Below are 17,339 nucleotides of genomic sequence, written 5' to 3'. Positions count from 1 at the left end.
GATTTGTCGTTTCAGAGCTCAACAGGCCCCAAAACCAATGATTAAACAGCGAGCAATGAAAACCAGTATGCTAAGGTTGCCACCGCGAAACCCAAGATCAGCCATAACCAGGCGGCCGACTGAAACAACACCAGTGCCAATATAAACAGCACCGCTGTGATAAATATTTTCACCACTTCTGCGCGCAAATGCGCCCGGAATGCCTTGTTGGCGTCGCTAGAACCGCGAACCACCAACAGGGCATACACCAGGCTACCGATGACTGCGATAGCGCCGCCGTATGCGGCGGACCAGCCTCTGACACTGCCACCAAAAAACAGGGTAACCGTGGCAAAACTGATAGCGATTGCTAGCTGCAATGCAACTACTTTGTAGACTGGCTTGGCAATACTTTGTTGTGAATCACTCAATTGCCAAGTTCCCAGAAAAATCTACACACGCAAAGACACGGGATTATAGTTGGCTTTGATCTATAGAGTCAAACGTTGCTGCACCGCAGCAGGGCAATTGCTGCGTGAAACTGACGCTTTACCGACTATTCGCCGCCATTTGCACCACTATATGGCAAAGTCGCTTGTCTGGCCGCTTCCAGCCGTGTTATCAAGGAATCACGTGGTGCATCCGGAAAGCATGGCCGGATCGGCCATACCCGCATGGCCCCTGTCTTTGCAGCTTGCTATTTAACCACGCAAGCGGGTCAACAAACCATCCAGTACGTCAAGATCGGCAAAATCAATCACCAATTGGCCACGGCCCTTGTTGCCCATTTTGAACACCACGGGCGTGGCCAGCGCATCGGACAGCTCTTCTTCCAGGCGCGCGATGTCGCCGGACTTTTCCTTTTGCCGCGGCTCGACCGGATTGGCCGCTTCCTCGACCGTGCGGGTGACGAGCTTTTCCGTTTCGCGCACCGACAGGCGCTTGGCCACGACCTGGTTGGCCAGGGTGATCTGGCTGGCCGCATCGACGGCCAGCAGCGCGCGCGCATGGCCCATGTCGATATCGCCGGCCATCAGCATGGTCTGCACGGGTGCGGCCAGGTTCATCAAACGCAACAGGTTCGACACGGCGCTGCGCGAGCGTCCCAGCGCAGTGGCCGCTTGCTCATGCGTAAAATTGAAGTCGGCGATCAGGCGGTGGATGCCCTGCGCCTCTTCCAGGGGATTGAGGTCTTCGCGCTGGATGTTTTCGATCAACGCCATGGCCGCGGCGGCCAGGTCGTCCACATCGCGCACCAGCACCGGTACTTCCGTCAGGCCGGCCAGCTGCGAGGCGCGGAAACGGCGCTCGCCCGCAATGATTTCATATTTGACAAGTCCGCTCAGGGTGTCCTGCCCGATCGGGCGCACCAGGATCGGCTGCATCAGTCCTTGCGCCTTGATCGAGGCGGCCAGTTCATTCAAGGCCCCCTCGTCCATGCGCGTGCGCGGCTGGTACTTGCCGGCTTGCATTTGCGACACTGGCAAGTTCGACGGTTGATGCGTGTCCGGACTGGCGAAGTCGCCGCCGCCGCCGCCCAACAGGGCGTCGAGTCCGCGACCCAGTCCTTTTAATTTTTTCGTAGCCATGCTGTCCTAATCGTGTTTTCAGAGTAAGCGCTCACATCAAACCGTGCAGGCGCCCGCCCCTTGTTTACATATGTTTGATGCGTTCGACCATCTCGGCGCCGAAGGCGATATACGCCTGGGCACCTTTCGAGCTGGGGTCGAAGGTCACGCCGGGCAAGCCGTACGACGGCGCCTCGGCCAGACGCACGTTGCGCGGGATGATGGTATTGAAGACCTTGTCGCCGAAGTGCTGTTCCAGCTGCGCCGACACTTGTTGCGATAATGTCATGCGCGGATCGAACATCACGCGCAGCAAACCGATGATCTTCAAGTCCGGGTTCAGGTTCGCATGCACCTTCTTGATGGTGTTGACCAGGTCGGACAAGCCTTCCAATGCGTAGTACTCGCACTGCATCGGGATGATCACGCCATGCGCGGCGCACAGGCCATTCAGGGTCAGCATCGACAATGCCGGTGGGCAATCGACCAGGATGAAGTCATATTCACTGTCGACTTCGGCCAGCGCATCCTTCAGGCGGCGTTCGCGGTTGTCGAGTTCGACCATCTCCACTTCGGCGCCGGCCAGCTCGCGGTTCGACGGCAGCACATCGAAGCGCCCCGCTTCCGAACGCTGGCGTGCCGTCTTGACATCGGACTCGCCCAGCATGACCTCATAGGTCGACGCCTTCAGGCCGGCCTTGTTGATGCCGGCGCCCATGGTCGCATTGCCCTGCGGGTCGAGGTCGACCAGCAGCACGCGCTGGTTCAACTTGGCCAGACCGGCGGAGAGGTTGACGCTTGTTGTGGTTTTACCAACACCACCCTTTTGATTTGCTACACAAAAAATTTTGGCCATGTATCTTCTAGTTGTAAAGAGATGCAAACTTCATCGTGCGCCCCGGCATCCGACCGAAACGATTTATACTGTTTATTTCATTTATACGATATAAATCGTTTATACGGTTTATATTATTTATACCGTATAAACTGTTTATATGATTTATACCGTTAATTCAGCGACCTTTAAATTCTTGCTATAAAGACCAGATGACGCTCTGCATTTAGCCCTGGCACCTGGATCGCCCGTAATTCCGTCACTTTCCAGTCTGCCGGCAGTCGCTCGCGCTCGTCTGGCGGTGCCACCCCTTTCAAGGCGATGAATTGCCCGCCCTCGGCCAGCACGTGGTGCGACCAGTTGACGAAATCGGACAGGTCGGCAAAGGCGCGCGAGGTGATCACGTCGAATTTCTGCGCCACTTCCAGCTGTTCCACCCGCTTCGTGTACACGGTGACGTTGGCCAGCCCCAGTTCCGCCTTCACTTGCGTCAGAAAAGCCGTCTTTTTATGCACGGTGTCGATCATCGACACCTTCACGTCGGGCCGCGCGATGGCCAGGACCATGCCCGGCAAACCGCCGCCGGCTCCCACGTCAAGCACATTCTTTGCATCCGCGAACGCCGGCACGGCGGCCAGCGAATCGAGCACGTGCAGGGTCAGCATCTGCATCGGATCGCGCACCGACGTCAGGTTGTACACGCTGTTCCATTTGGCCAGCAAGGCCAGGTAATCGAGCAGTTTTTCCGTCTGATCCGCGCTCAGGTCCAGCCCCAGCGCGGCGACGCCTTCATCCAAAATCTGGGCCAATGCGGCCCGGTCAAACTGCTTCATTCAACAACCTCGTCCTTTAAAGTGGTGGTCTGCGCGGCGCCGAAGCCGCGCTTTTTCAGGTGTACCAGCAGCAGCGAAATCGCCGCCGGCGTCACGCCGGAAATGCGCGAGGCCTGGCCCAGGGTTTCAGGGCGCTGCTTGTCCAGTTTTTGCCGCACTTCGACCGACAACGCGCCGATATCCAGGTAATTGAAACCTTCCGGCAAGGCCAGGTTTTCATAGTGTTCATGGCGCTCGATTTCCTTGCTCTGGCGCTCGATGTAGCCCGCATATTTGAGCTGGATTTCCACCTGCTCGCGCACGGCGGGGTCTTCCACGCCGGGGCCGGCCAGGGCCTGGCCTTCGATGCCCGTCATGCTCATCAGGGTGTCGTAGGCGACGTTCGGGCGGCGCAGCAGGTCCGCCAGCGAGTATTCGCGCTCGAGGGCCTGGCCGACGATGCGTTCCGATTCGGCGGCCGCCAGGATGCGCGGATTGACCCACGTGGAACGCAGGCGCTCGAGCTCGCGCGCCACCGCTTCGCGCTTGGTCTCGAACGCTTGCCACTGGGCGTCGCCCACGCAGCCCAAGGCGCGGCCGATTTCCGTCAGGCGCATGTCGGCATTGTCTTCGCGCAGGCTCAAACGATACTCGGCGCGGCTGGTGAACATGCGGTACGGTTCCTGCACGCCCTGGGTGATCAGATCGTCGACCAGCACGCCCAGATAGGCCTCGGAGCGGCCCGGTACCCAGGCTTCCTTGTCCTGCGTCAGCAAGGCCGCATTCAGGCCCGCCAGCATGCCTTGCGCGGCCGCTTCCTCGTAGCCCGTGGTGCCGTTGATCTGGCCGGCGAAGAACAGGCCCGCGACGGCCTTCGTTTCCAGCGACGCTTTCAAGCCGCGCGGGTCGAAATAATCGTATTCGATGGCGTAGCCGGGACGCAGGATATGGGCGTTTTCCATGCCCTTCATCGATTGCACCAGGGCGATCTGCACGTCGAACGGCAAGCTCGTGGAGATGCCGTTCGGATAGAACTCGTGCGTCGTCAAGCCTTCCGGCTCGAGGAATATCTGGTGCGATTCCTTGCCCGAGAAGCGGTGGATCTTGTCTTCGATCGAGGGGCAGTAACGCGGGCCGACACCCTCGATCACGCCCGTGTACATGGGGCTGCGGTCCAGGCCGGCGCGGATGATGTCGTGCGTCTGGCTATTCGTGTGCGTGACCCAGCACGGCACCTGGCGCGGGTGCATGGCCGTGTTGCCCATCACTGAAAACACGGGCACGGGATCGAGGTCGCCCGGCTGTTCCTGCATCACGGAAAAGTCGATCGTGCGGCCATCGATGCGTGGCGGCGTGCCCGTTTTCAGGCGGCCTTGCGGCAGTTTCAACTCTTTCAGGCGGGCGGACAAGGAGATGGCGGGCGGGTCGCCGGCGCGGCCGGCCGAGTAGTTATTCAGGCCCACGTGGATCTTGCCGTCGAGGAAAGTACCGGCCGTCAGCACGACGGCGCGCGCGAGAAACTTCAGGCCGATCTGCGTCACGGCGCCGACGACCCGGTCGCCTTCGACGATCAGGTCGTCGACCGCTTGCTGGAACAGCCACAGGTTGGTTTGGTTTTCCAGACGCGTACGGATGGCGGCCTTGTACAAAATACGGTCGGCCTGGGCGCGCGTGGCGCGGACTGCCGGGCCTTTCGAGGAATTCAGGATGCGGAACTGGATGCCGGACTCGTCGGTGGCAATCGCCATCGCGCCGCCCATGGCATCGACCTCCTTGACCAGGTGGCCCTTGCCGATGCCGCCGATGGAGGGATTGCACGACATCTGGCCCAGTGTCTCAATATTATGCGTGAGCAATAGCGTCTTCTGCCCCATGCGGGCGGAAGCGAGGGCCGCCTCGGTACCGGCGTGACCACCACCGACAACGATGACGTCGAATTCTGTAGGAAATAACATGATAAATAGGTAACAGTGCAAGTAAAAATGCGGGAAGAGAGCTCCGATTATAGAGTCTTTTTGCGAGCGCAACCTTCCACGGGCCAATTTTTGCTTAATTTTTACTCAGCAAGGGCAAGTCAACGGCGATTTTTGTTTCACGTGGAACACGCAGCGGTGCCAGGACAGGGGCCTGCATGGGGCTGCGGCAGGGTGAAATGTTTGCTACAATTGCCCATCGTCCACTACCGTGGTCACGCCAGTGACCATCGCGACGATCATCCAGGAGGACGGCCTCCCCCATCATGGGAACACACCGGGACGGCCCGCTCTGTATAAGGAGCCGCCATGGCCTGGATACTTTTAATGATTGCCGGCATGCTTGAAGTCGTGTGGGCATACTCGATGAAACTCTCCGCGGGTTTCACCAGACTCACTCCCTCCGTTGTCACCGTCGTCATGATGATCGCCAGCTTCGGCTTGCTGTCGCTGGCCATGCGCACCCTGCCCTTGGGCACGGCCTACACCATCTGGACGGGCATCGGCGCCGTCGGCGCCTTTGTCGTCGGCATCGTCTTTCTGGGCGAGCAAGTCAACACCATGCGCGTGTGCGCCGCCGTGCTCATCGTGTGCGGCATCGTGCTGATGAAACTGTCATCGAGCCACTGAGAGGAACCCCCATGCTCCTCGAAAACTATTTTCCCGTCCTGCTGTTCATTCTGATCGGCATCCTGGTCGGCATCGTGCCCATGCTGCTGGGACGCGTACTGGGGCCGCACAAGCCCGATCCGCAAAAACTGTCCCAGTACGAATGCGGCTTCGAAGCGTTCGGCGATGCGCGCATGAAGTTCGACATCCGCTTCTACCTGGTCGCCATCCTCTTCATCCTGTTCGATATCGAGGTGATCTTCCTGATGCCCTGGGCGGCCAACGTCAACGCACTGGGACTTGCCGGCTTCTGGGCCGTCATGGGGTTTCTGGCCGTGCTGGCCATCGGCCTGGCCTATGAGTGGAAACGCGGCGCGCTGGAGTGGGAGTGAACAAGCTGCTGTTTCTCAACCTGCTCATGGGAGTTGGCCTGGCCTATGCGGCCGTGCGCGAATATCGAAAAGATGCGCGCACGTTCCGCCTGCTGGCCGTCGTGGCCAGCCTGTCGCTCGCCGTGACTCTGGCGCTGGCCATCCAGCGGTCAGGCATAAACGGTTCCACGTGAAACATGCGCGGGGCGGGAAAGCGGAGTAAGCTGGGCTTCTGTCTTTCTGTCAGGAGTCCGCATGTCCGCCTTCCAGTTCCGCACCGTGCCGCATCTGATCGTGGAAGCGGGCGCCGCCGCCCAACTGGGCGCGCACATCGCCCACCACTTCCCTGCCGTGCGCCGTGCCCTGCTCGTCACCGACGCGGGCTTTTTGCGCACCGGCCTGGCCAATGCCTCTCTGCACAGCTTGCAAGCGGCGGGCATCGAGGTCCATGTCTTTTCCGATGTGCAAGCCGATCCGCCCGAAGCCGTCGTGCTGGCCGGCGTGACCCAGGCCCAGATGTTTCACGTGGAACTGATAATCGGCCTTGGAGGCGGCAGTTCGCTGGACGTGGCCAAGCTGATCGCCGTGCTGGCACCGGGCCGCCAGGAACTGGCCCAGCTGTATGGCATCGGCAATGTGCACGGCCAGCGCCTGCCCCTGGTGCAATTGCCGACGACGGCCGGCACGGGTTCGGAGGTGACGCATATCGCCATCGTCACCACGGGTGCCACCAGCAAGATGGGCGTGGTCGCGCCGCAGCTGTATGCGGACCTGGCCATCCTCGACGCCAGCCTGACCCTGGGCTTGCCGCCCGCCGTGACGGCCGCCACCGGCATCGACGCCATGGTGCATGCGATCGAAGCCTACACCAGCCGCCTGCAGAAAAATCCCTTGTCCGACATGCTGGCCACCCAGGCGCTGTCGCTGCTGTACGCCAATCTCGTCACCGCCTGCCGCGATGGCAGCAACTTGCCGGCGCGGCAAGCCATGCTGCTGGGCGCCATGCTGGCCGGCCAGGCGTTTGCCAATGCGCCCGTGGCCGCCGTACATGCGCTCGCCTATCCCATCGGCGGCCTGTTCCACGTGCCACACGGCCTGTCGAATGCGCTGGTGCTGCCCCACGTGCTGCGTTTTAATTTGTCCCATGCAGCACCGCTGTATGCGCAACTGGCCACCATCCTGCAGCCCGGCATTGTCGGCAGCGACGAAGCGCGGGCCGTGGCCCTGATCGACGCCATGCAGGCCATTGCCCAGGCCACGGGCATCGCGCGCACCCTGCGCGAAGTGGGCATCGCATTCAGCGACCTGGACCGTCTGGCCGATGAAGCCATGCTGCAAACGCGCCTGCTGGGCAACAATCCGCGGCCCCTCACGCGCGGCGATGCACGCGCCATCTATGCGGCCGCACTGTGAACCAGCAGACGGAGTCTGCCAACCCGCCCTGCTACACTGCCGCCATGACGCCTCCCGATCTCCCCATTCATCCCGACAGCACCAGTTTTCCCTACGGCGCCTGTGCCGGCTGCCATGACAGCGCGCCGCTGCCGTTTGCTTTCGAGTATGCCTATCAGCCCATCGTCGACCTGGCCACGCGCAGCATCTATGCGCACGAGGCGCTGGTGCGCGGCCCCAACGGCGAAAGCGCGGCCAGCGTGCTGGCGCAAGTCAACGACGCCAACCGCTACCGCTTCGACCAGGCGTGCCGCGTCAAGGCCGTGGCCGGCGCCGCCCGGCTGGGCATGCAGGGCTTCCTGTCGATCAACTTCCTGCCCAATGCCGTCTACCGCCCGGAAGTGTGCATCCGCAGCACCCTGGAAGCGGCCAGGCTGCACCGCTTCCCTACTGACAAGATCATCTTTGAAGTGACGGAAGGCGAACGGGTGCAAGACCGTCCCCACCTGGTCGATATCTTCCGCGCCTACCGGCGCTTCGGTTTCCAGACGGCCATCGATGATTTCGGCGCCGGCCATGCGGGCTTGAACCTGCTGGCCGAATACCAGCCCGACATCATCAAGATCGACATGGACCTGGTGCGCGGCATCGATACGCTGGTGCCGCGCCAGGCGATCGTGCGGGCCATCGCCAGCCTGTGCAGTGAACTCGGTATCCGCGTGCTGGCCGAAGGCATCGAGACACGCGCCGAACGCGACTTCCTGGCCAGCTGCGGCATTTCCCTGATGCAGGGCTACTGGTTTTCCAAGCCGGTCTTCCAGGGACTGGGCCGGATCGCCGATACGGCCTGGGAGTAATAAAAAAGGCCACGTGAAACGTGGCCTTAGGTTCCACAGGCATTACCGCCTAGTTGGGAATATCGACCTGCGTCCCCGTCACGCTGATGGCATTAGCGGGCGCCGGCGTTGCCGCAATCGCCGGCACGTTGACGTTCGTGATCAAGGTCGACGCATCGGCACGCGTCACCGTGCGCACCACCTGCGATGGCGGCAAGGCTTGCTTGGCGTTCAAGTGCGCATACATGGCGTCGAGCGCCCGGTTCAGGTACACGTGCAGCGGCACGATCAGGGTCGGCAAGGCGCTGCTGAAGGAATCGAAGTGGTTGGCATTGGTCACCTCGATATAGCGCAGCCGGCTATTTGCCCCTTCCACGGCGGCGTTCAGGCCCAGGTAGGCGCGCGTAGCGTGGTTGACGGGAATCAAGGTATCGCTGCGGCCGTGCACGATGAGGGCCGGCTTGCCCTGCAATTTGCCGCTGGCCGCTACCTCGGCGATGCCCGCCCGCACGCGCACGCTCTGCCCGGCCAGGGTGCCCTGCAAGTTGGCGCCGCTGACGGCGTCGCGCCCCGTCGCCAGGCTGCGCAGGCACAGGAAGCCATCGAGCGACTGGTCCGCCAGGCTGGTCGATGGCGACACGCCGGCCGTGTAGACCTTGGCGCCGCCCACGCTGTTCTCGTACACGACATTACCAGGGATGCCGTTTTGCGCGGCAAAGCTGACCGCCTTTTGCGCCGATGTGAACGCGATCGGATTGCCGCTGCCATCCGTCTGCGCAAACGTGAAACCGCACACTTTATCGGTCACGGAGAATTTTCCGTAGGCATACGCATACGTGACGGCCACGAGGATGTTCGTGCCCGCGTGCGAAGCCTGCAGCGGATCGGAATCGACCAGCCAGCCATACGCGCGCAAGCGCTGCTTCGCGTCCGCCTGCTGCGCCGCCAGGTCGGCACCGTTTAGTAAGCCCTTCGCCACGAGCGCCGTGCAGCGTCCCGCATTGCCGGCCACGGAAGCGATGCACGGCTGATACAGGGCCGCATAGGTGGCGTAGTCGAACAGCGCGCGGCCCGGATTGGCGACCACCACCCCGCCCTGGCGCACGCTGTAGGCGCTCGATGCCGCCGGCTGGATTTGCGGCTCGCTGGCCGCCACGCCGCTGATCAAGCCTTTCGTATCCTGTTCCGCCGCCAGCAGGGCCGAGCCGGCGCCGTTGGAAATGCTCGAGGCGATCGTGATCGTGTTCTTCGGCGTCAGCCGCACGATGCGCGAACTGCCGTCGCGGGCCAGCACGCCGTAGCGCTCGTTCAACACGTAATACGCCATCTCGACCGCCTGCAAGGTGACCTTGCCCCAGTCCTTCTCCGGATTCTGCTGCGAGTGCGCATGCTTGAAGGCGACGCGGTTCGGGTAGGCGCCAGCCCAGGCCAGCCGGTCGGCATCGCCCAGGTCCGGCGCGAAGAGCGCGTTCTTGCCGGCGGCGACTCTTCCCGCGCGCAGGCCGTTCTGCAGGTTGACGCTGTCGTCCTCGAACACATACAAGCCCGTGCCGGAACCCTTGTCGGCATACGCCACGGCGCAGCCCTTCTTCAAACCCCATTCGCCCGAGCTGCCGATGGCGCCGTAGATGCCGCGCGAACCGCTGGACGTGCCCGTGACGATGCAGGCATGGTCCGGGTCGAAGCTGGCCGGCACCTGCACCATCAGGGTGACATTCTTCTTGCCCGTGCCATCGTCGGCATAGGCGAGGTATTCGCTGCCCGCCACCAGGCCCTCGCCGCTGCCCACGTTGCCGGCCGCATCCACGTTCGGTCCGTACAGGGTGCCGTAGCCGCTGTTGGCGGCGATGTCGAGCACGGCGCGGTAATTGGCGTAGATCGCATTGCGGCGCAGCTCGAGCGGCGTCGGCTGTTCAGCATTCGCATACGCGGGCGTGGCGCCCGCCAGCCCCGTCTTGCCCAGCCCTGCCGTCAGCAGATCGTTCGTCTTGCCGTCGTAGTCGGCGCGCGTGATGGTGCCCAGGTAGCTGGGCATCTGGTTCAGTTCTTCCGGCGCATGGTTGCTGCCGCAGGCTGCCAACGCCAGCAGGGTGCACAGGCTCGTGCCAACAGTGCCCGCGCGCGTGATCGTCATTTGCATGGTGGTTCTCTCCGTTGAAGTAACAGTGGACGCACAATGAAAAACGCCGGACGATCCGTCCGGCGTTGCTTGAAAATCAGACAGCGGCTTTGGCCGCCCTGCCGCCGAAACGCGCGATGGCTTCGCCGACGATGCCGCGCCGGAACAGCAGCACGCAGATGACGAAGATCACGCCCGTGACCATGCCCACCGATTCGCCCAGGGTGCCGAACCATTCGATGCCCGTGTGCGTGGCCAGGTAGGTGCCAACATCGCCCAGCTTGTTTTCCAGCGCGATGATCAGCACGGCGCCGAGGATGGGGCCGGACAAGGTGCCCATGCCGCCCACCAAGGTCATCAGCACGACCAGGCCCGACATGCCCCAGTACACGTCGGTCAGGGTTTCAAAGCCCAGCACCAGGGTCTTGGTGGCGCCGGCCAGCGCGGCCAAGGAAGCCGACAGGACGATGGCCATCAGCTTGTACTTGTTGACGTCGTAACCGAGCGAGATGGCGCGCGGCTCGTTTTCCTTGATCGCCTTGAGGACCTGACCGAAAGGCGAGTGGATGGTGCGTACGATCAGGGCGAAGCCAGCGACAAAAATGGCCAGCACGACGTAGTACAACACCGTGTCATTGCCCAGGTCTATCGTGCCCAGCAAGGTTCCACGTGGAACACCCTGCAAGCCATCCTCGCCGCCCGTGAACGGCAGGCGCAAGGCCAGGAAGTACACCATCTGCGCCAGCGCCAGGGTGATCATCGTAAAGTAGATGCCCTGGCGGCGGATCGCCAGGCCGCCGATCACCAGCCCCAGCAAGGCGCCCGTGGCGACGCCGGCCAGCAAGCCCAGTTCCGTCGGCCAGCCCCAGGTGCGCAGCGCATAGCCGGTGACATAGCCGGCGCCGCCGAAGAAGGCCGCGTGGCCGAACGACAGCAAGCCCGTGTAGCCGATCAGCAAGTTGAACGCGCAGGCAAACAGGGCAAAGCACAGCAACTTCATCAGGAAGACGGGATAGCCGTAAAACGGGGCCGCCAACGCCAGCAGCAGGGCAATGGCGTAGCCTACATTCTTATTCATCGTGGTAGCTCCAATACATGACTGATGAGGATTACTTTTCTTTGCCGAACAGGCCGGCGGGACGCAGCAACAGCACGATGACCATCACCACGAACACCACGGTGGCCGAGCCTTCCGGGTAGAACACGCGGGTCAGGCCCTCGATCACGCCCAGGCCGAGGCCCGTCAGGATGGAGCCCATGATGGAACCCATGCCGCCGATCACCACCACGGCAAACACGACGATGATCAGGTTCGAGCCCATCAGCGGCGAGACCTGGATGATCGGCGCCGCCAGCACGCCGGCGAACCCGGCCAGCGCCACGCCGAAGCCGAACGTCAGCGTCACCATCAGCGGCACGTTAATGCCGAACGCTTCCACCAGTTTCGGGTTTTCCGTGCCGGCCCGCAGGTAGGCCCCTAATTTGGTTTTCTCGATGACGAACCAGGTGGCCAGGCACACGGAGAGCGAGGCGATCACCACCCAGGCGCGGTAGTTCGGCAAGATCATGAAACCGAGGTCCGTCGCGCCGGCCAGCGCTTCGGGCACGGCATACGGCTGGCCCGAGACGCCATAGAAGGAGCGGAACACGCCTTCCATGATCAGGGTGATGCCGAACGTCAGCAGCAAGCCATACAGGTGGTCGAGTTTGTACAGCCAGCGCAGCATGGTTTTCTCGATCAGGATGCCGACCAGGCCGACGAGAATCGGGGCGACGACCAGCATGACCCAGTAACTGATGTCGAAATAGCTGAGGCCCATCCAGGCCAGGAAGGCGCCCATCATGTACATGGCGCCATGCGAGAAGTTAATAACGTTAAGCAAGCCGAAGATGACGGCCAGACCGAGGGACAACATGGCATAGAACGAGCCGTTGACGAGACCCAGCAGCAGCTGGCTCATCATCGCTTGTAATGGAACGCCGAAAATTTCCATGGCATCACAGTATAAAAAGCACCGCCGCAAGACGGTGTGGTATCAAGGGAAACGCGCCACCGCAAACGGGTACGGCGGCGCAAGGCGAACCCTGCGAGCGAAGCGCATGCAGGACGGAGCGCCCGCGCGGCGGCGGGCGCTCCGCGGATGTGGCTACAGCGTTATTTCCACAGCGAACACTTCGATTCAGCCTTGGTCACATACGCTTGCGCACCGGGTACGGTGGCCACCACCTTGTAGTAATCCCATGGGTATTTCGACTCGGACGGTTTCTTGACTTCCATCAGGTACATATCGTGCACCATGCGGCCATCGGGACGCACTTCGCCATTCTGGGTGAACATGTCGTTGATCTTGGTCTTTTTCAGATACGCCATGACTTTCTCGGTATCATCCGTGCCGATCGCCTTGACGGCTTTCAGGTAGTTCGCCGCGGCCGAATAATCGGCCGCCTGCAGCATCGACGGTTCCTTCTTCATCTTGGCAAAATAGCGTTTCGACCAGGCGCGCGTTTCCGCATTCAAGTCCCAGTACCAGCCATCGGTCAGGTACATGCCTTGCGTCAGGTTCAAGCCCAGCGAGTGGATGTCATTGATGAAGATCAGCAAGCCGGCCAGTTTCATCGATTTGGTCAGGCCGAACTCATTGGCCGCCTTGATACTGTTGATGGCGTCGCCGCCCGCATTGGCCAGGCCGAGGATCTGCGGTTTGGCCGCTTGCGCCTGCAGCAGGAAGGACGAGAAATCGGACGCGCCCAGCGGATGCTTGACGCTGCCCAGCACCTTGCCGCCGGCCGCCTTGACGACCTCGGCCGTGTCTTTTTCCAGCGAATGGCCAAACGCATAGTCGGCCGTCATGAAATACCAGTTCTTGCCGCCCTGTTTGACGATGGTGCCGCCCGTGCCGCGCGCCAGCGCCACCGTGTCATAGGCGTAATGCACGGTGTACGGCGTGCACTCTTCATTCGTCAGGCGCGAGGAGCCGGCGCCGATGGCAATAAAAATTTTCTTCTTTTCCGCCGCGACCTTGGCCATGGCCAGGCTGGCGCCGGAATTGGTGCCGCCGATCAGCATGTCGACGCCTTGCTGGTCGAACCATTCGCGCGCCTTCGAGGCGGCGATGTCGGCCTTGTTTTGATGGTCGGCGGAAATAAACTCCACCTTCTTGCCGGCCAGTACCACGCCGGCATCGGCGATCGCCATCTTGATGGCTTCCGCGCCGCCGAGGCCGTCGACGTCGGAATACACGCCCGACATGTCGGAAATAAAACCGATCTTGATGGTGTCGCCCGATACCTGGGCATGTGCGGCAGCGGAAAAACCCAGGGCGCACAGGGTGGCGGTGGCAATGGCGATAGCGTTACGTTTCATAGTGTCTCCGTTGGGATTATTGTTTGCTATTTAAACGATTGCTCGACGACGATACGGAACTACATGGGCATTACACGCCAAGCAGCTCGGTCAATACCGGCATCTTGGCTTCCAGTTCGGATGCAGCAAAAGTCTCGACGATCTGACCGTGCTCCATCACATAAAACCGGTCCGCCAGCGGCGCGGCAAACCGGAAATTCTGTTCCACCATGACGATGGTGTACCCCTTCGCCTTCAGGGTGGTGATCATGCGCGCCAGCCCCTGCACGATGACGGGCGCCAGGCCTTCGGAAATTTCATCGAGCAGCAGCAATCGCGCGCCCGTGCGCAGGATGCGGGCCACGGCCAGCATCTGCTGTTCCCCGCCCGACAGGCGCGTGCCCTGGCTGTGACGGCGTTCCTGCAAATTCGGGAACATGGCGTAGATTTCCTCCACCGACATGCCCTTCTCTCCGCTGGCCAGGGTCGGCGGCAGCAACAGGTTTTCCTCGGTCGACAGCGACGAGAAAATACCGCGCTCTTCAGGACAGTAACCGATACCCAGGTGGGCGATTTTGTGCGTGGCCAAACCTATCGCTTCGCTGCCATTGACTTTGATGGAGCCCGTGCGCGCGCCCGTCAGTCCCATGATGGCGCGCAAGGTGGTCGTGCGGCCGGCGCCGTTGCGGCCCAGCAAAGTCACCACTTCGCCCTGCTCCACTTTCAGATTGACGTCGTGCAGGATGTGCGATTCGCCATACCAGGTGTGCAGTTGCGTAATTTCCAGCGCGGGTGCGCCGCCATTCACTTGTGTCGCCATCAATGCGCCCCTTCCAGTTCGGCGTGGGTGGTGCCCATGTACGCTTCCATCACCTGCGGATTGCGCGACACTTCCGCGTAACTGCCCTCGGCCAGCATGGCACCGCGCTGCAGGACGGAAATCTTGTCGCAGATGCCAGACACCACGCTCATATTGTGTTCCACCATCAAAATCGTGCGGCCGGCCGACACTTTCTTGATCAGCTCGGTGACGCGGTGCACGTCTTCGTGGCCCATGCCTTGCGTCGGTTCATCGAGCAGCATCATTTCCGGCTCCATCGCCAGGGTCGTGGCGATCTCCAGCGCCCGCTTGCGCCCGTAGGGCATATCGACCGTAATGGTGTCGGCAAACTCCGTCAGGTCGACTTCGGCCAGCAAGGCCATGGCTCGGTCGTTGAGCTGGTTCAAGGCACGTTCGCTTTGCCAGAAGTGGAACGAGGTACCGAGCTGGCGCTGCAAGCCGATGCGTACATTCTGCAGCACGGACAAATGCGGGAAGACGGCGGAAATCTGGAAGGAACGGATCACGCCCATGCGCGCGATCTGGGCCGGTTTGGCGGCCGTGATATCTTTCCCATTGAACAGGATCTGTCCGGATGTGGGGACCAGGAATTTGGTGAGCAAGTTGAAACACGTGGTCTTGCCGGCGCCGTTAGGACCGATCAAGGCGTGGATATGGCCCCGCTCTACCTTCAGGTTCACCTCGCTCACAGCGGTGAACCCCTTGAATTCCTTGGTCAAATTTCTTGTTTCCAAGATTACGTTTGACATCGTGTCTCCTAGTTGTACTTTTTGTACTACTTAGTCATTTTTATAATACACAACTTAAATTTAACGCACAATACAGTATAACTACGGGGATTTTTCGCCATCCCGAATGGCGCAAACCCGCGCTTTTACGCGGTCATTTCCAGGCTGCATGTATCATTTGCGCCGCTTTTTCCGCGATCATCACGGTGGGCGAGTTCGTGTTACCAGAAGTAATGTACGGCATGATCGAGGCATCGACGACGCGTAAACCAGCCACGCCGATCACGCGCAAGGAACTGTCGACCACGCTCGCGGCATCGCCTGTCACGCCCATGCGGCAGGTGCCTACGGGATGAAAGATGGTGGTGCCGATCTGGCTGGCCGCCTGCGCCAGCTCTTCCTGGCTCTGGAATTGCACGCCAGGCTTGTATTCCTGCGGCGCAAATTTTTTCAGGGCCGGCGCGGCGGCGATGGCCCGCGTCAGGCGCAAGGCGTCGGCCGCCACGGCGCGGTCCTGCTCGGTACTCAGGTAATTAGGCACGATCTTCGGCGCCGCATAGCTGTCGGCCGACGCGATGTGCACATGCCCGCGCGAGGTGGGGCGCAGATTGCAGACGCTGGCCGTAAACGCGGGAAAGGCGTGCAAGGGTTCGCCGAATTTGTCGAGCGACAGCGGCTGCACGTGGTATTGCAGGTTCGGCGTGGCTTGCTGCGGATCGGACTTGGCGAACGCCCCCAGCTGCGACGGCGCCATCGACATGGGCCCGCTCTGGAACAGCGCATATTGCAAGCCGATCTGCATTTTTCCAACGATATTGCTGGCCATCACATTCAAGGTCTTGACGCCCTGCACCTTGAAAACCATGCGCAGCTGCAAATGGTCTTGCAAATTGCCGCCCACGCCAGGCGAGTCCAGCACGGGCGTGATGCCGTGTTCGCGCAGCAAGGCGGCCGGGCCGATGCCGGACAGTTGCAGCAATTGGGGCGAACCGATGGCACCCGCCGTCAGCAAGGTTTCCCGTTTCGCCGTCGCCTGCCACTGCGTGCCGCCGCCCGTAAACACGATGCCCGTGCAACGGGGTCCCGTTTCCGTGGCCTCGAGCAAAAGACGTTCCACGTGACAACCCGTCATGATGGTCAGGTTCGGGCGGCGCGCAGCCGGTTTCAAGAACGCTTTCGAGGTATTCCAGCGGATGCCGCGGCGCTGATTGACGTCGAAATACGCGCTGCCGCTGTTGTCGCCGCCATTGAAATCGCTGGTTTTCGGGATGCCCACCTGCTGCGCCGCGTCGCGGAACGCGTTCAGGATATCCCACGACAGGCGCTGTTTTTCCACGCGCCATTCGCCGCCCACGCCATGGTTTTCCGAGGCGCCGCCGTAATAATCCTCGCTTTGCTTAAACAGCGGCAAGACCTTGTCCCAGCGCCAGGAAGCGTCGTCCGTCAGGTCGGCCCAGTGATCGTAATCGCCGGCCTGGCCCCGCATGTAGATCATGCCGTTGATGGACGAGCTGCCGCCCAGGACTTTGCCGCGTGGATAGATCAGGCTGCGCCCGCCCAGGCCCGCATCCGCCTGTGTGGTATATAACCAGTCCGTGCGGGGATTGCCGATGCAATGCAGATAGCCGACGGGGATGTGGATCCACACGTAATCATCCTTGCCGCCCGCTTCCACGAGCAAAACGTTGGCATCCTTGTCGCGCGTGAGCCGGTTGGCCAGCACGCAACCTGCCGTGCCGCCGCCCACGATGATGTAGTCGTATTCGCCTGCCGATTCCAATGAAGCTCCTTTCGGTATGCCATCAAGCTGTCGCGCGGCGTGTCTCCCCACCGCGTCCCGTTACCAGAGTCTGTCTTTCTTCATGCATGCATGCATGGCTGCTGAGCCACATTGAGATTACCACCAGTGCCGGGCCAGGGCGACATTAATCGC

Annotated in this window: 17 protein-coding genes; 5 read left to right on the top strand and 12 right to left on the bottom strand. The window is 61.5% G+C overall.

Annotation, left to right across the window (positions count from 1 at the left end; genetic code table 11):
• Positions 1-41: 41 nt before the first annotated feature.
• From AC0V2Y_RS06915 to mnmG, 5 genes are all read right to left on the bottom strand, one after another.
• Complete coding sequence (locus AC0V2Y_RS06915; RefSeq protein WP_034752692.1) at positions 42-410, bottom strand: ATP synthase subunit I; 369 nt, start codon at positions 408-410, stop codon at positions 42-44.
• 270 nt (positions 411-680) lie between these two features.
• Complete coding sequence (locus tag AC0V2Y_RS06910; protein ID WP_475415779.1) at positions 681-1,568, bottom strand: ParB/RepB/Spo0J family partition protein; 888 nt, start codon at positions 1,566-1,568, stop codon at positions 681-683.
• Between the two features lie 64 nt (positions 1,569-1,632).
• On the bottom strand, positions 1,633-2,403 hold the full coding sequence (locus AC0V2Y_RS06905) for a ParA family protein (RefSeq protein ID WP_046681849.1): 771 nt from the start codon (positions 2,401-2,403) through the stop codon (positions 1,633-1,635).
• 167 nt (positions 2,404-2,570) lie between these two features.
• Positions 2,571-3,215, bottom strand: coding sequence for a 16S rRNA (guanine(527)-N(7))-methyltransferase RsmG (gene rsmG / locus AC0V2Y_RS06900; protein ID WP_475415780.1), 645 nt, complete (start codon positions 3,213-3,215; stop codon positions 2,571-2,573).
• Positions 3,212-5,149: a tRNA uridine-5-carboxymethylaminomethyl(34) synthesis enzyme MnmG gene (gene mnmG, locus AC0V2Y_RS06895; protein WP_475415781.1), complete on the bottom strand. Its 1,938-nt coding sequence runs from the start codon at positions 5,147-5,149 to the stop codon at positions 3,212-3,214. Before mnmG ends, rsmG begins: the two co-directional genes overlap by 4 nt.
• Before the next feature lie 327 nt (positions 5,150-5,476).
• Between mnmG and sugE the strand changes: the two genes are divergently transcribed.
• From sugE to AC0V2Y_RS06870, 5 genes are all read left to right on the top strand, one after another.
• Positions 5,477-5,797: a quaternary ammonium compound efflux SMR transporter SugE gene (gene sugE, locus AC0V2Y_RS06890; protein ID WP_475415782.1), complete on the top strand. Its 321-nt coding sequence runs from the start codon at positions 5,477-5,479 to the stop codon at positions 5,795-5,797.
• Between the two features lie 11 nt (positions 5,798-5,808).
• Positions 5,809-6,168, top strand: coding sequence for an NADH-quinone oxidoreductase subunit A (locus AC0V2Y_RS06885; RefSeq protein WP_475415783.1), 360 nt, complete (start codon positions 5,809-5,811; stop codon positions 6,166-6,168).
• Entirely contained in the window at positions 6,165-6,341 is a 177-nt protein-coding gene (locus AC0V2Y_RS06880) for a hypothetical protein (RefSeq protein ID WP_475415784.1), read from the top strand. Before AC0V2Y_RS06885 ends, AC0V2Y_RS06880 begins: the two co-directional genes overlap by 4 nt.
• Before the next feature lie 61 nt (positions 6,342-6,402).
• Positions 6,403-7,560 (top strand): iron-containing alcohol dehydrogenase, encoded by a 1,158-nt coding sequence (locus tag AC0V2Y_RS06875; RefSeq protein WP_475415785.1) that lies wholly within the window; start codon positions 6,403-6,405, stop codon positions 7,558-7,560.
• Positions 7,561-7,604: 44 nt separating this feature from the next.
• Complete coding sequence (locus AC0V2Y_RS06870) at positions 7,605-8,396, top strand: EAL domain-containing protein (RefSeq protein WP_475415786.1); 792 nt, start codon at positions 7,605-7,607, stop codon at positions 8,394-8,396.
• A gap of 49 nt (positions 8,397-8,445) precedes the next feature.
• Here the strand turns inward: AC0V2Y_RS06870 and AC0V2Y_RS06865 are convergent, their stop codons facing one another.
• The 7 genes from AC0V2Y_RS06865 to AC0V2Y_RS06835 all read right to left on the bottom strand — a co-directional run bounded on the left by AC0V2Y_RS06865 (position 8,446) and on the right by AC0V2Y_RS06835 (position 17,186).
• Positions 8,446-10,509: a 3-hydroxybutyrate oligomer hydrolase family protein gene (locus AC0V2Y_RS06865; protein ID WP_475415799.1), complete on the bottom strand. Its 2,064-nt coding sequence runs from the start codon at positions 10,507-10,509 to the stop codon at positions 8,446-8,448.
• Positions 10,510-10,591: 82 nt separating this feature from the next.
• The gene (locus AC0V2Y_RS06860) at positions 10,592-11,572 is read right to left on the bottom strand and encodes a branched-chain amino acid ABC transporter permease (protein ID WP_230540106.1); all 981 of its coding nucleotides are present in this window, start codon (positions 11,570-11,572) and stop codon (positions 10,592-10,594) included.
• Between the two features lie 31 nt (positions 11,573-11,603).
• Positions 11,604-12,488, bottom strand: coding sequence for a branched-chain amino acid ABC transporter permease (locus tag AC0V2Y_RS06855; RefSeq protein WP_475415787.1), 885 nt, complete (start codon positions 12,486-12,488; stop codon positions 11,604-11,606).
• A 161-nt stretch (positions 12,489-12,649) separates the two neighbouring features.
• On the bottom strand, positions 12,650-13,858 hold the full coding sequence (locus AC0V2Y_RS06850) for an ABC transporter substrate-binding protein (RefSeq protein WP_475415788.1): 1,209 nt from the start codon (positions 13,856-13,858) through the stop codon (positions 12,650-12,652).
• Between the two features lie 70 nt (positions 13,859-13,928).
• Complete coding sequence (locus AC0V2Y_RS06845) at positions 13,929-14,657, bottom strand: ABC transporter ATP-binding protein (RefSeq protein ID WP_070218917.1); 729 nt, start codon at positions 14,655-14,657, stop codon at positions 13,929-13,931.
• The gene (locus tag AC0V2Y_RS06840; protein WP_035823437.1) at positions 14,657-15,427 is read right to left on the bottom strand and encodes an ABC transporter ATP-binding protein; all 771 of its coding nucleotides are present in this window, start codon (positions 15,425-15,427) and stop codon (positions 14,657-14,659) included. Before AC0V2Y_RS06840 ends, AC0V2Y_RS06845 begins: the two co-directional genes overlap by 1 nt.
• Before the next feature lie 133 nt (positions 15,428-15,560).
• Positions 15,561-17,186 (bottom strand): GMC family oxidoreductase, encoded by a 1,626-nt coding sequence (locus AC0V2Y_RS06835; protein WP_475415789.1) that lies wholly within the window; start codon positions 17,184-17,186, stop codon positions 15,561-15,563.
• Positions 17,187-17,339 lie beyond the last annotated feature (153 nt).

This window comes from Janthinobacterium sp. BHSEK (genome assembly GCF_056174685.1).
The sequence above is the reverse complement of the archived record's forward strand: the minus strand, read 5'-3'. Positions and strand labels throughout refer to the sequence as shown.